The organism is Rhodococcus sp. MEB064 (genome assembly GCF_000834565.1).
GTDB lineage: Bacteria > Actinomycetota > Actinomycetes > Mycobacteriales > Mycobacteriaceae > Rhodococcoides.
Map to the genome: position 1 here is coordinate 1 of NZ_JXQS01000018.1, position 14748 is coordinate 14748.

6 protein-coding genes and 1 pseudogene are annotated in these 14748 nt (G+C 70.8%); 3 read left to right on the top strand and 4 right to left on the bottom strand.

What is annotated here, in order from left to right:
• The 3 genes and pseudogenes from RU01_RS09410 to RU01_RS09420 form a co-directional block, all read right to left on the bottom strand.
• A pseudogene (locus RU01_RS09410) lies at window positions 1-814 on the bottom strand (hypothetical protein); the annotation flags it as partial.
• Window positions 811-2751, bottom strand: a complete 1941-nt coding sequence (locus RU01_RS09415) for a LuxR C-terminal-related transcriptional regulator (RefSeq protein WP_052493199.1) — start codon at window positions 2749-2751, stop codon at window positions 811-813. The pseudogene RU01_RS09410 and the gene RU01_RS09415, both read right to left, overlap by 4 nt.
• Window positions 2748-4550, bottom strand: a complete 1803-nt coding sequence (locus tag RU01_RS09420) for an Hsp70 family protein (RefSeq protein ID WP_042574295.1) — start codon at window positions 4548-4550, stop codon at window positions 2748-2750. Before RU01_RS09420 ends, RU01_RS09415 begins: the two co-directional genes overlap by 4 nt.
• A gap of 308 nt (window positions 4551-4858) precedes the next feature.
• Here RU01_RS09420 and RU01_RS23335 point away from each other — a divergent pair, with 308 nt between their 5' ends.
• From RU01_RS23335 to RU01_RS09440, 3 genes are all read left to right on the top strand, one after another.
• On the top strand, window positions 4859-10399 hold the full coding sequence (locus RU01_RS23335; RefSeq protein ID WP_052493200.1) for an IniB N-terminal domain-containing protein: 5541 nt from the start codon (window positions 4859-4861) through the stop codon (window positions 10397-10399).
• Window positions 10400-10560: 161 nt separating this feature from the next.
• Window positions 10561-12456: a dynamin family protein gene (locus tag RU01_RS09435; RefSeq protein ID WP_042574296.1), complete on the top strand. Its 1896-nt coding sequence runs from the start codon at window positions 10561-10563 to the stop codon at window positions 12454-12456.
• Window positions 12453-13922, top strand: coding sequence for a dynamin family protein (locus RU01_RS09440; RefSeq protein WP_042574297.1), 1470 nt, complete (start codon window positions 12453-12455; stop codon window positions 13920-13922). The genes RU01_RS09435 and RU01_RS09440 overlap by 4 nt, the downstream gene beginning before the upstream one ends.
• Before the next feature lie 3 nt (window positions 13923-13925).
• Here the strand turns inward: RU01_RS09440 and RU01_RS09445 are convergent, their stop codons facing one another.
• Complete coding sequence (locus RU01_RS09445) at window positions 13926-14483, bottom strand: hypothetical protein (protein ID WP_042574298.1); 558 nt, start codon at window positions 14481-14483, stop codon at window positions 13926-13928.
• Between the last annotated feature and the right edge of the window lie 265 nt (window positions 14484-14748).

Here is a 14748-nt window from a genome sequence, read left to right on the forward strand (position 1 = left end):
CGGGGGCGCGGGTGGGTACGGCGGGCGCCGGTACACCCGGCACCACCGTCGGGAATCCGATGCTCGACGACGGGGCCGCCCGCGTCGTCGTGGTGGTCTGCGTCGTGGTGGCGTTTTCCACGACGGGCACCGCCGTCGTGGTCGTGCGACCCGACATCAGATACGTCACGCCCGCTGCCAGGACGAGGATCGCAGCCAGGATGCCCATGCCGGCGATCGCGAAGGCCAGTCGTCGATGTTTCCGGGCGGGCACACCGGCGTCCGTCGGCGCGGCCGGCACCCCTGTCGCAGCACGCGCGGCCACGACGGCGGAGGCGAGGCGGGAGTCGGCATGTCCGAGCGTCGCGGATGCGCTCGTCGACTCGGGGTGCAGCGACACCTGCCGCAGTCCGAGGAAGTCGAGAGATTCCCGTAGCGCGTCGACACGGTCCGAGGACCAGTCGCGGGGGTGGGTGGCGCCGGCGGTGATGCCGGTGACGTCCTCACCGGCGTCGGACACGTCCGTGAGCAGCAAGAACATCGCGGTGGCCATCAGATCCTCGGCACGCATCGGTACGCCGCGGGCCGAGACGACGCCGGCCGGATCGCCGACATGGGTGACGAACCTGTCGACGACGTCGATATCGGTGCTCATGGTCTCCGGCCGACGCAGCGTCGACGTGCCGTCGGGGCGCAGGTACAGGACGGTGTCGTGGACGACCGGAACCCGCACCAGTTCTCCCGAGCCGGTCGCGACGACCACAGCGGTGGAATGCAGATCGGTCACGTGCAGACCGACGGATCGGTCCGACTGCGGCCGGTTCTCGGTACTCATGATCGGTCCTGGCGTTCCTTGCTCTCCGCGTATCCGGCTGCACGGAGCATCGACAACATCTGTGAACGTGACTGCGCACCCAGGCGCCGCCGGATGCGCGCGACGTGGTGTTCGACCGTCTTGGCCGAAATGTACATCTGCGCGCCGATCTCCCGGTAGGTCAGTCCCAGGACGAGGTGATGCGCGACCTCCGCCTCGCGGTCGGTCAACGCGCCCGCCACGGTTGCGCCCTGATCGGCAGGCTCGGACGCGGCCGCCGTGCTGCCCATGTCACGGGCGATCTGGAGCAGCGAGGTCGCGTCCTTGGTGTCCGCGACGCGGAGGGCGGCATCGCTGGCCAGGCGTGCGGCATCCCAGGAGTGTCCGAACTTGGCGATGGTCCGCGCACACGATTCGACTTCGGTCATATCCGGCTCGCCCTGCAGGACGCGGAGCCACGCCTTGCCCGCCGCCGCCAGCGCCGCGGCGTAGGGACTGCGGTCGGAGAACGACCCGAGGGAGCGGGCGTGGGGGAGCAGGTCTGCCGGAGTGCCGCCGAGAATGGCGGCCTGGATGCCGTACCAGTGCCAGGTCGCCGCCCACGTCGGCGGCTCCCCGAGCGATGCGACGAGTGCGGTGGCCGACGCGACGGAGTGGGAGATGCGATCGGTGTCCCCCAGACGCACTGCAGCAAGCCACAGTTCGCCGAGCGGAATCAACGAGAACAGGTCGGGTTCCGCTTCGGCGACGGTACGTCGCGCGTCCTGCCATGCCGTCATCAGCGCGCCCGTGTCGCCGCGGCGGCGTGCCGTCGCGACACGAAGAGCGTAGTAGGACAGGACATCCCGCTGGGACAGGTCGGCCGGATCCAGATCGCTCGTGTGGTCCGTGGCGGTATCGCCCGACGCCAGGGCCGTCCACGCAATCAATAGTCGGCTGCGTGTCGACTCCCCGCACGCGGAGATCATCTCGGACAGAACAGCTCTTGCGGTGCCCGGATCGCCCGTGTGCAACGCGAGCAGTGCAGCGATCGCCGACGGGTGCTCCGGCTCGGCGCGTGAGCCCATGGCCGTGTCCGACATAGACGACGCCCGGAGCAACGACCCCATGGCGGCGGTGGACGAGTCGCGCACCGAGTCCAACAGTCCGCGGGCGACGAGACCAGATCGGGCGTTCGCGGTGGTCGGCGGGGCAGAACTCACCGCGGTGGGCCTCGTACTGGCCGACAGGGCGACGGCGCAGGACACGTCACCGACGGCGAGAAGCGAGGTGACGGCGTGGGACGCGTCCGGCCCGACGCGTTCGGGGCCGAGCCACCGGTAGAGGTCCGCGGCGTGAGAGGCGGTGCCGCGCATCATCGCGACGGTCGCCGCGATCCTCACCGCGGCGCGCAGATCGCGCACCGACGCCGTCTCCGAACTCAACACCGAATCCACGGCGAGCGCGGCGGCATCGAGGTCCCCGTCGGCGACGCACGCCTCGGCCGATGCGACGGCCACGGCGTCGCCCTGCGCGCCGGCCGAGACAGCCGCGTCCCAGAGTGCGCGCGCCGCAGCATGATCCGCCGTCGACGCGGCCGAGACCAGATGCTCCGCCAGCAGTGGATCGCGGACACCGGCCGTGGCGACGGCCACCGCCAGCTCCGCCGTCGGGCCGCCCTGCTCGACCTGCACGCGGATCAATCGACGCAGCACACCGAACATGCCGTGCTCGCCCATCACGGTACGCAAGGCCTCACGAGAGGAGTCCGACAGGACGCCGGTCTCGCTCAAGACGCCGCAGCCCCATGCTCGTTCGACCGCGGCGGACGCGTCGGGAAGCGGGGTGGAGGCGACATCCGCGACGAGGTACGGATCCGGTGACAGCCCTACCGACGCGAGAGTCAGAACCGCCAGAGCGGTGTGATCACGCGAGGACAGCAGTGTCTCCAGGGCAGTCCGCTCGTCGAGCGAGGTCACTGGCCGGTGAGTCCGCCGAGAGCCCCGCCGAGTCCGTTCCCGACACCTCCGACGACGCCGCCGGCCGTGTTCCCGAGACCGCCGACGACGTTACCGAGGCCGTCGGTGACTCCACCGACGACGCCCGGCAGCGGATTCGCGGGGAGAGGCGGCGGCGTGTAGGCCGGGGGCGTGTATGCGGGGGGCGTGTAGGCGGGCACGGACGGCGCCTGCACGCTCGGCACCTGAGCACTCGGAACGTTCGCATTGGGAGCGGCGCCGGGGACCGTGGCTGCTCCGGGTGCGGGAGCTCCGGCCGTGGGGGACGCCGCACCGGGAGCACCGGGAACGGCGGCAGCCCCGGTCGTGGAGGCTCCGGCCGCACCGGTGGTGAGCGGGCGACCGGTGACCGGATCGACGCCGGCGACCGTGGTGGTCGTCGGGGCTACCGAGCCGTCGGAGGCAGCGGGCTGCACGGCGCTGGTCCCGGCCGGGGTGGTGTCCTCGGACGTGCCCCCGACCAGTCCGGTGCCGGCGGCGAGACCGCCCGCCGCGAGAAGAGCGATCGCCGCGGCGACACCGCCGATGACGGCCATGCGTTTGCCTCGGGACGGGCCCGGCTTGGCGTGCGACGACGTGCGGGACACCGGCGCCGGCGTGCTGGTCCGTGCCGACGCGGGGCGCTCGGTGACCGGCGGGATGAGTTCGGTGTCATCGTCGTCGTCCAGTGCTGCGGCGCCGACGACAGCGGCGCCCGCTCCCACCCGGTCCAGTTCGGCGGATGTCGAGGCGACCTCGGCGGCGAGCAGAGCCGCGCCGGACGCGGACGTCGCCGCCGGGTTGGCCCCGACGGTGACGGGCTTGCGCAGTGCGGAGGAGACGGTCTCGGTCAGCATCGGGATGGCGGCACCGCCGCCGACGAGGAGGACACGGTCCACCGACTCCGGGTCGACACCCGCGGTGCGTAGGGCATCACCGACGACGCGGGTGACGTCGTCGAACGTCTCGCGCAGCAGTTCCTCGATCTCGGAGCGGACCAACCGGACGTCGGTATCGATGCCGGGCAGGTGAACCGGGACCACGGTCTCGGTGTCGGAGGACAACGCTTCTTTGGCGATCGCGCACTGCGCCCGCAACGCGGTGAGTGCGTCGACCGTGGCGGGTTCGAAGGGGTCCATCGACGAGGAGTCGATGTTGTCGAGGACGTGCGCCAGCACGATCTGGTCGATGTGGGCGCCGCTGACGTCCTCGGTGCGTGCGCCGCGTCCGAGGATCGCCGACTCGGCGCCGGTGCGGACGACCGACACGGTGAGGGCGCTGCCGCCCAGGTCGGCGACCAGGACGATGCCGTCGTCGACGGCGTCGGAGGTCTGCTGCATCCAGGCCGTGGCTGCGAGGGCGTCGGGAACGAAGGTGACGTCGGTCAGTCCGTGGCGCGCGGCGGCGTTGCGGAGACGGTCGACCGTGTACTCGGGCCATGCCGTCGGATAGGTGACGACAATGGCGGAGTTCTCGGCCGCACCGGCAGCGCGGGCCTCGTCGACGAGGCATTCGAGCGTCGTCGCGTACAGCTCGTCGCCGGTGTAACTGCGGCCGTCGTCGGTCACCAACGCAACCGGATCGCCGACGCGTCCGGCGTATCCGGTGAGGAACGAACTGTCGACCGTTCCCGGCGCGGCGAGCGCGGGTGCACGGTCGGGCGCGACGGACAGTGCGGTCGATCGCACGACGGTGATCGCGTCGTCCAGCCGTCCCGGCCCGTCGACGACCACGGCGGTCGAACTACTCGACCCGACTTCGATTCCCAGACCTGCAGCCATGACGCCGACTCCGTTTCCACTGCTTTTACCGGTGTGTCGGACCGCGTTCTCCCGGGTGCGAGAGTGCCGTCCACGCATGACGTCGTCGCGAGGGGCCGATTCGTTACTCCTCACAACTCTAGAGCGGGACGATCCCCTATGCCCCCTAGTTCCCCCGAAATGTCCGGGTGCGAACCCCGGGGTGGAGGAAGGGGGCTGTGCCCCGTTGGGAGAAGTCACGGATCGCCCTAGTTTTGGTGACAACGAGCCGCACCCGTCGGCTTGATCGCCGGCTCACCAGCTAACCCCGAACACACAGGAGATTCACGATGGCCACCAACGCCGTTCTCGACTTCATCCTCAGCCTTCTCCGCGACGACAAAGCCGCCGCTGCCTACTGCGCCAACCCGCAGGCATCCCTGAACGCTGCCGGCCTGCCGGACGTGTGCCACTCCGACATCGTCGCCGTCGCACCGATGGTCGCCGAGTCCGGACTGTTCGCGGGTGGATCGCGCCTGGCCTCCATCGTGAACGCCGGCAACAACTACAGCACCGTCACCGTGGGCGGCGTGAACAACAGCACCGTGTTCGGCGGGAACAACGCGACCTTCGGCGGCAACAACGTCACGTTCGGCGGCGTCAACAACGTCGGGAACAACAACAACAACGGCAATTTCAGCAACAACAACTTCGGTGGCAACAACTTCGGTGGGTTCAACGTCGGTGGTTTCAACTTCAGCCCGACCCTGATCGGTGGCGGACTGGCCATCGGGAGCATCGGCAACATCGGCAACCTGAACCTCGGTGATCTGGACCTGAGCGGCCTGAACCTGGCCTCGCTCGATCTCAGCGGTCTGAACCTCGCTTCCCTCGACCTCGGCGGCATCGGCGACATCGATCTGCTCGGCGGACTCGACCTGAGCCTCATCGACCTGGGCGATCTCGACATCGCAGGCCAGTTCACCACCGTCCTCGCGCTCGTCCTGGCCAACGGCCTGTCGATCGGCGGCGACCTCGCAGCAGAGTTCGGCGCGGCACTGGGTGCGGCACTCGACGCAGTCCTCGCACTCGGCGGCGTCCTCGACCTCGACGCCATCGTCGAGCTCGGTGCCACCATCGCCGGTGCCCTCACCGCGGCGCTGGGCCTGAGCGCCGGTGTCGGTGCACAGCTCGCCGCAGCGCTCGACGCCGTGCTCGGTGTCGCCGGCGGCCTCGATCTCGACGCCGTCGTCGGACTGTCCGGCGTCCTCTCCAACGCACTCGCTGTCGGCGGCGTTCTCGGCGCCAACGTCGGAGCGACACTGGGCGGCGTTCTCGGTGCCGCCATCACCACGGGTGGTTCCATCGGTGCCGACCTCGCCGCAGCCCTCACCGCAGGACTCGGTGTCGCAGGCTCTATCAGCACGGTTCTGACCGGCGCACTCGGCGCGACCGCCGACGTCACGGCAGCACTCAGCGGCGCTCTCGGAGCCGTCGTCGACGTGGCCGGCGGCCTCGGTGCGACTCTCACCGCTCTGCTGGACACCAGCGTCGTCGCCGCTCTGGCGGGCACGTTGACCGGCGAACTCTCCGCAGCTCTCGGTGCCGCACTCGCAGCCGGCGGCGACATCGCCGGTGAGTTCGGTGCATCCCTCGGACTGCTCCTCGGAGCTGTCACCGGCGCGACCGGCGCCCTCGATCTCGACGCCCTCCTCGGCGTCGGAGGAACCCTCGGTGCCACTCTCGCCGGAGCCCTCGGCCTCGGTGCCGGACTCGGCGCGCAGCTCGGCGCTGCACTCGACGGAGTTCTCGCACTGGCCGGTGACCTCGATCTCGCCGCGCTGCTCGCGAGCAACGCGGACATCGCCGCGGCTCTCGGAGCAACCCTGTCCGCCGCCCTCAGCGGCGTTCTCGTCGCCGGCGGCACCGTCGCGGGCACCCTCGGCGCAGCCTTCGGCGCTGTGCTCGGCGGAGTGCTGGGCGCCGATCTCGGCGCACAGCTCATCGGTCTGCTCGCAGGTGAGATCGACCTCGGCGCCGCTCTGGCCACCATCTTCGACGGCGCACTCGGCCTCGGCGGCCTGCTCGACGTCGCCGCTCTGCTGGATGTGGACGGCGCGCTGGGCCTCGGCGCCGGCGTCCTCGCCACCCTCGGTGGATCACTCGAAGCACTCCTCGGCGCGGGCGGCCTGCTCGGCGCTGATCTGACCGCACTCCTGGGCGCAGGCCTCGGCGCCCAGCTCGCCGCGGCACTGTCCGGAGCGATCGCAGCAGGCGGCGACCTCGCCGGTGACCTCGGCCTCGCCCTCGGCGGCGTGCTCGCCGGACTCGTCGACGTCGCGGGCGGCCTGGACATCGACGCCGTCGCCGGCCTCGGAGCCACTCTCGCCGCTGCGCTCACCGGTGCACTCGGTGTCGGCGCCGGTCTCACGGGCGGACTCGCCGCCGGCCTGACCGCACAGCTCGGCGCTGCACTCCAGGGCGTCCTCGGACTGGCGGGCGATCTGGATCTGCTCGGCGACCTCGACATCCTCGGTGGCGCGAACCTGGCCGCCACCCTCGGCGCCGCACTGTCCGGCGCACTCGCCGCCGGCGGAGCAGTCGCCGCCAACCTCGGCGCCACCCTCGGTGCAGTGCTGGGCGGCGTCCTGTCGGCCGACCTCGGCGCACAGCTCGTCGGCCTGCTCGCCGGTGGCCTGGACCTCGGTGCCGGCCTGACCACCATCCTCGGCGGTGCACTCGACCTGACCGGCGTCCTCGGACTCGACGGAGTCGTCGGCCTCGGAGCCGACCTCGTCGCCACGCTGGGAACTTCGCTCGCCGCCGTCCTCGGCGCCGGCGGACTCCTCGACGCCGACCTCGCGGGTCTGCTGACCGGCGGCCTCGCCGCACAGCTGTCCGCGGCGCTCGCCACCGCCCTCGCAGCCGGCGGCGACGTGGCCGCGAACCTCGGTCTCGCCCTCGGCGGCGTCCTCGGCACCATCACCGGCGGTCTCGACCTGAACGGTGTCCTCGGCGCCGACCTGGCCGCAGCCCTCACGGCCGCACTCGGCCTCGACGGTGACCTGACCGGCGGAATCACCGCTCAGCTTGCTGCTGCCCTGGACGCCGTGCTCGGTGTCGCAGGCGGCGCGGACGTCACGGCCGCACTGTCCGCGGCACTCGGACTCGGCGGAGAGCTCGCCGCCGGACTCGGCGCCACACTCGGAACCACCCTGGCCGCGGTGCTGGGCGCCGATCTCGGTGCACAGCTGACCGGCCTGCTGGCAGGAGGCGCAGACCTCGGCGCCGCACTGACGGCAGTCCTGGGCGGTGCACTCGATCTCGACGGCGTGTTCGGCATCGGTGCCGACGTCGCCGCCGGCCTGGTCGGCACGCTCGGAACCACCCTTGCTGCCGCTCTGGGCGTCGGCGGTCTCGCGGACGTCGACCTCACCGCTCTCCTCGGCGGCGACCTGACGGCCGTGCTGTCCACCGCGCTCGCCGGGGCCCTGGGACTCGGCGGAGAGCTGGGCGGCAACCTCGGACTTGCCCTCGGTGGGCTCGTCGGAGCCGTCACCGACCTGTCCGCGGGCGCCGACCTCGGTGCCGTCCTCGCCGCAGCACTCGGTGTCAGCGGCGGCGCGGCAGCGACTCTGTCCGGTGCTCTCGACGCACTGCTCGGAGCAGCCGGAGGCCTCGACCTGACCGCGATCCTCGGTGCCGACGCCGATGTCGCCGCCACTCTCGGTGCAGCGCTCAGCGCCGCACTCTCGGCCGGTGGCCCGCTGGCCGCCAACGTCGGCGCTGCCCTGGGCGGCGTCTTCGGAACCGTCCTCTCGGGTGATCTCGGTGCACAGCTGGCCGGATTGCTCGGCGGCGGAATCGACCTCGACGCCGCTCTGACGACCGTCCTCGGCGGCGCCCTCGGACTCGGTGGCCTCGTCGACCTGGGCGGTGTGGCGGACCTCGGTGGTCTGCTCGATCTCGACCTCGTGGGCGGGCTCGCCGGTTCACTCGGCGCGGTGCTCGGCGCCGGCGGACTGCTCACCGGCGATCTGCAGGCTCTGCTGGGCGGCGACATCGCAGCTCAGCTGTCCACCGCACTCGGTGTGGCCCTGGGACTCGGCGGCGAGGCTGCCGGCAACCTGGGTCTCGCCCTCGGCGGTGTCCTCTCCGGAGTCACCGATCTGACGGCGGGCGCCGATCTGGGTGCCGCCATCGCGGGCGCACTCGGCATCACCGGCGAGGGTGCAGCGACTCTGGCCGGAGCGCTGAACACGGCCCTCGGCCTGGGCGGCGCGCTCGACCTCGACGGACTCCTCTCCGCCGACATCGCCGGCACCGTCGGCGCAGCTCTCGGTGGCGCACTCGCCGCGGGTGGCGACGTCGCTGCGACCATCGGTGCCACCCTCGGTGCCGCTCTGGGTGGTTCGTTGACGGCCGACCTGCAGGCTCAGCTGGGCGCACTGCTGGCCGGCGGGCTCGACGTCGACGCTGCACTCGCCGCAGTGCTCGGCGCAGCACCCGATCTGGATCTGGACGCCGACCTCGCGGGCTTGCTCGGTGGCGCCCTGTCGACCGGCCTCGGACTCGTCACCGGCGTCGGCCTGCCCGACACGGACCTCGACCTCGGCACCGGCCTGGCGGCGGCACTCGGACTGGGTGGCGCAGCCGCAGCAGGCCTGGGTGGCGCTCTCGGAACCGTCCTGGGCGGAACCGTCCTCGCCGATCTCGACGCGGACGGTCTGCTGGCCGGCGACCTGGGCGGCATCGTCTCCGCCGCCCTGGGTGATGCCCTGAACGTCGGAGGAGTCCTCGACCTCGACACCGACCTGGTCGGCGGATTCGGCACCGCGCTGAACACGGCGCTGGGCCTGACCGGCGGCCTCGACACCGCAGCACTGGGCGACCTGCCCGCCACGCTGGGTGCCGCATTCGGAGTCGGCGGCACCGCGGGAGCCGAGCTGGGTACCGCACTCGGTGCACTGCTCGACGTGACCGGCGGAGCCGATCCGGTGGCCGGACTGGGCACCGCACTCGGCGCCACGGGTGACTTGACCACGATGCTCGACGCGGCCTTCGACACCGCACTGGCGGCCGGCGGGGAACTGTCCGCCGACGGCCTGCCGATCAGCGGACTGCTGGACGCGAACACCGGCCTCGAGGGTGGACTCAGCGCCCTGACCACCCTCACCGGCGGACTCGGTGCGGCCGGTGCCGTGGCCGGTGGCCTCGACGGCACGCTCACCGGAGTCGGCGGAGCGGTCACCGACCCCGACGCCGTCGCGGGTGCTGTCGCCAACTTGGGCGGTGGCCTGGCCACCGGGCTGGGACTGGGCCTGTCGAACGTCGCACAGGGCGGCGCTCAGCTCGGATCCGAGCTCTCCGGCGGCCTGACCGGCATGGCAGAGGGCACCGGCGGAGTCTTCGGTGGCTTCGAGATCTCGCCCGACGGTGAGTTCACCGGCGGACTGGACAACACCTCCGAGTTCACCGGCGCACTCGAGGGCGGCGTCGACGCCACCGCCGACGCGGTCGGCCAGTTCCAGAACTCGACCGACGCCGTTCTGGGCGGTGTCGCCGGAGCGTCCGACGGCCTCGGCCTCGGTGCCGTCGCCGACGTCACCGGAGACGCACTGGGAGCTGTCACGACGGACGGTGGACTCGGCGGAGACATCGCCGGCGAGGCCACCTCGTGGCAGGACGTCGACGCCGAGAGTGCGTTCGACGGCCCGGCCGCCGCGGCGGGCGACGTCTCCGACGGCCTCACCGGCACGGTGTCCGGTGTGACCGACGGACTCACCGGCGGTCTGACCGACACGCTCGGTGGCGGACTGGGTGGCGCGGACGAGGCCCCCGAGGCCGACTCCGCCGTCGACAACGTGCTGGACTTCGGCCAGGACAACTGATCGACACGCCCCGCTGCCTCGACGCAGCGGTGTGATGTAACACCGACGACCCCGTACGCGCTTATGCGTACGGGGTCGTCGGCGCTTACCGTGTTGGTGATCTCTCACTACTGTTCGCGTCATTCGCTCGACCGCTGCTACCGCACACAGATCGGGACCACATGCAGAACACCGCTCAGCCTGCGTCACAGGCCGCACCGTCGCCCTCGCTCGCGACACAGGCAGGACAACTGGCGGAACTGCTCTCGCGCATGGGCGAGATCGCGAGTACGTCGGGGCGTCGGGACCTGGTGGATCGACTGTCCGCGGCCCGTGAGCGCGTGCTCGATCCCCGTCTGCGCATTGTCGTCGTGGGACCGTTGAAACAGGGCAAGAGCCAGTTCGTGAATTCGCTGCTGGGGCTCGACGTCTGCTCCGTCGGCGACGACGAGACGACGGCCGTCCCCACGATGGTCGCCTACGCGGAGACGGAGCGCGCCGAGCTGGTGATCGCCGAGATCGGCTCGGACCCCGTCCGGATCGAGGTGCCGATGGCCGACATCCACGCCGTCACGCCTGCCGATCCCCGCGCCGAGGGACGCGAGATCCTCCGCCTCGAGATCTCGGTTCCGAGTCCGCTGCTGAAGGACGGGCTCGTCGTCATCGACACCCCCGGCGTCGGCGGACACGGCAATCCCCATGCCAACAGCACTCTCGGACTGGTCACGTCGGCGGACGCCGTTCTGGTCCTGTCCGATTCGAGTCAGGAGTTCACCGAACCCGAGGTCGCCTTCCTGCGCCAGGTGGTCAGCCTGTGCCCCGCGGTCGCGTGCCTGATCACCAAGACCGACCTCTACCCGCATTGGCGACGCATCGTCGACGCCGACCGGGGACACCTCGCCCGCGAAGGTGTCGACGTTCCGCTGATGCCGATCTCGTCGATGCTCCGCTCGCACGCTCTGCGGTTGAAGGACGAGTCGCTGGACAAGGAAGCCGGGTTCCCGGCGTTGTACGACTTCCTGCGCGGCGTCGTCCAGCGTGCGGATGTGTTGACGCGCAAGGCGGTCGCGCTCGACGTCCGCTCCGTCTCCGAGCATCTGGCCCTCTCGCTCGGCAGTGAACTCGCCGCGTTGCGCGACCCGGAGGCCGCTGCCGCGGCCGTCGCGGGTCTGCAGCGTGCGCGGGCGAGCGCCGAGGAGATGCAGAAGCGCAGCAGCAAGTGGCAGCAGACGCTGAACGACGGCATCACCGACCTCGCGTCCGACATCGACCACGATCTGCGTGATCGCCTGCGCGTCATCACCCGCGAGGCCGAGGAGGCCGTCGACGGGGGAGACCCCGGCAAGGACTGGCCGCAGATCGGTGAGTGGCTCGAGGACCAGATCGCCTCGGCTGTCGGGGACAACTTCGTGTGGGCGCACGAGCGGTCACTGTGGTTGGCCGAGACGGTGGCCCGACATTTCGCCGAGACTGCCGACGCCCATCTGCCCGCCGTGAACATCTCCGACATCGACGGTGTCATGGACCCGGTGACCTCGCTGGGCGACCTCGAATCAGGCCGTATGGGCATCACGTCCAAGGTGCTGGTCGGCATGCGCGGCTCCTACGGCGGTGTGCTGATGTTCGGCCTCATCACCACGATGATGGGCCTGGCCCTGCTCAACCCGATCTCCCTCGGTGCCGGAGTCCTGTTGGGCAGCAAGGCGTACAAGGACGACAAGGAGTCCCGCGTCCTGAAACGGCGTGCCGACGCCAAGGTGGCCATCCGCAAGTTCACCGACGACGTCAGCTTCCAGGTGGGCAAGGAATCGAAGGACCGGTTGCGGCAGGTGCAGCGACTCCTGCGTGACCACTTCACGGAGATGGCGGACCAGACGATGCGCTCGGTGAGCGACTCGTTGCGCGCCGCCCAGGAGTCGGCGAGTGTGGCGACTTCCGAACGCAGCACGCGCACAGCGGAATTGGAGCAGACGTTGAAGAAGATCGCCTCCCTGCGGTCGGTGGCCCAGCGGCTCGATCCCGAAGCGGTGGAGGCGGCAGCGCAGGACAAGACGGCCGAGATCGGACCGGCGTCGTGAGTGTCACCCTCGACCGCGCCCGTGAACTCGTCGTCGCCGCCCAGGCGGAGTACGCGCACTCGCCCGATGTCCGGGATGCGTTGCGCGTCTGCGCCGATCGGCTGGACGAACCGCTGCGCGTCGCCCTCGCCGGATCCCTGAAGGCGGGGAAGTCCACGTTGCTCAACGCTCTGGTGGGCCAGGACATCGCACCCACCGACGCGACCGAGTGCACCCGCGTCGTCACGTGGTACCGGCGGGGGAACTCGCCGTCGGTGACCGCCCGGTACGACGGTGAGCACTCGATGAGCATTCCCGTGTTGCGCCGCGGAGGACGGTTGTCGTTCGACTTCGGCGACCTGACCGCGGACCGCGTCGACCGGCTCGATGTGGAGTGGCCGGCGCGAACGTTGGCGCGCAACACCATCATCGACACGCCGGGTACGTCGTCGCTGTCCCGCGACGTCTCCGAGCGGACACTGGCGATGCTGACTCCCGACGACGCCGCGTCCGGTGCGGACGCCGTCGTGTACCTCCTACGCACGTTGAGCTCGTCGGACACGTCGTTCCTCACGCGCATCAACGACGCCGTCGGTGGCGACTCCGGTCCTCTCGGCGTCGTCGGTGTCGTCTCCCGTGCCGACGAGGTCGGTGCCGGCCGGATGGACGCGATGATGTCGGCCAAGGAAGTGGCCTCGCGCTTCGCGGTGGAGCTGGAGAAGACGGGGCTCTGCCAGGCCGTCGTGCCGGTCGCGGGACTGCTCGCGCTGGGGGCACGGACGTTGCGGCAGAGCGAGTTCGCCGCTCTCGTCGCGCTGGCGGACGCACCACCGGACGATCTGCAGCTCGCGATGCTGTCCGCGGACAGATTCGCCCGCCCGGACATGCCCCTTCCGGTCGACGCCGAGACGCGCGCCGGTCTGGTCGACCGCTTCGGTCTGTTCGGCATCCGGATGGCCGTCACGCTGATCCGGATGGGAACCCGCGACTCGCCCTCGCTGGCGCGAGAACTGGTGGAGCGCAGCGGACTCGACGAACTCCGGCACATCATCGACGTGCAGTTCGGGGAACGCGCCGATCAGCTCAAGGCGCACTCGGCACTGGTGGCGCTCGAGCGTGTGCTGCGGGCGTCGCCGGCCTCGGGATCGCGGGCGATCATCGACGAGGTCGGCTACACCCTGTCCGACGTGCACGGGTTTCGGGAACTGCGGCTGCTGGGTCAACTGCGTGCCCGCGAGGTCCGGCTGCCCGAGCAGGAGAAGGCGGAGCTGGGTCGGTTGATCGGCTCCGGTGGCATCGACACCGCCACGCGCCTCGGCCTCGATCCGGACGACTCCGTCGAACTGCAGCGCAAGACGGCCTTCGACGCGGTCCGCACCTGGCGCTCACGCGCCGCTCATCCGTTGCTCGACAGGTTCACCGTGCGTGCATGCGAGATCGCCGCGCGCAGCGCCGAGGGAATTCTCGCGGAGCTCGACAGGATGTGACGCTCAGCGTCGCGCCGGTGCGGCGGACAACCACTTTCCGACGGCCGGGGCGTACAGCGGCGCGGTAGCCAACACAGCCAGTCCCGCCACGACGAACGGCGCCCAGGTGGTCGGCTGGACCAGGGCGTCGGACACCGCGATCCAGAACGCGACGGCTCCCGCTGCGGTGACGACACCGGTGACGGTCAGAGTGGAGCGCCCGGACGGGCGTCGTCCGCGGATCTGCAGGATGCCCGACAGTCCGACCAGCAGCACCACGACCGCGACGGCGGCTCCCGCGATCAGCGTGATCATGACGGTGGAGTCGATGTCCTCTGCCGTCGTTCCGGGTGTCTCGGCCGTGAGCACGTCGGTCAGGCGGTCGCGAAGGCCGCGGTAGTCGAGCGCGAGGAGGGCGGCCGTCGCGACGAGGGCGACGAGGCACAGGGACCACAGCGCCACTGCGAGGTCGACGGCACGGGGCCGCTCGTCGGGAACGGGGTCACGCAACGGGGTGACCCGTACGGACGGCCTGGGCGGCTTGGGTGGAGTCGGTACGCCCGCATCTTCCGGATCACTCATACGCCAAGGCTAGTGCGTCCGATTGGTCCGTTGCCGATCGTGCTCGACCACAAGGGTCCGGGTGTGTCGGATGGATGCGGCCCAGAATGCTGTGACGGCCCCGGACGCGGTTTCGTTCAGTGGTGCGCATCACTTACGGTCACATCTATCTGTTCCGCCGGGTGGGCGCTCTCATTGCCGTCGACCCCGTTCTCGATGGGATGCAACGTCAGTGCGTAAGTCACGTATCGCGGGCCTCGGCCTCGCCCTGTGTGTCGGACTCCTC

Coding starts and splice junctions, on each gene's coding strand:
- RU01_RS09445 (WP_042574298.1), bottom strand. CDS start 14,483: ATGAGTGATCCGGAAGATGCGGGCGTACCGACTCCACCCAAGCCGCCC.
- RU01_RS09420 (WP_042574295.1), bottom strand. CDS start 4,550: ATGGCTGCAGGTCTGGGAATCGAAGTCGGGTCGAGTAGTTCGACCGCC.
- RU01_RS09435 (WP_042574296.1), top strand. CDS start 10,561: ATGCAGAACACCGCTCAGCCTGCGTCACAGGCCGCACCGTCGCCCTCG.
- RU01_RS23335 (WP_052493200.1), top strand. CDS start 4,859: ATGGCCACCAACGCCGTTCTCGACTTCATCCTCAGCCTTCTCCGCGAC.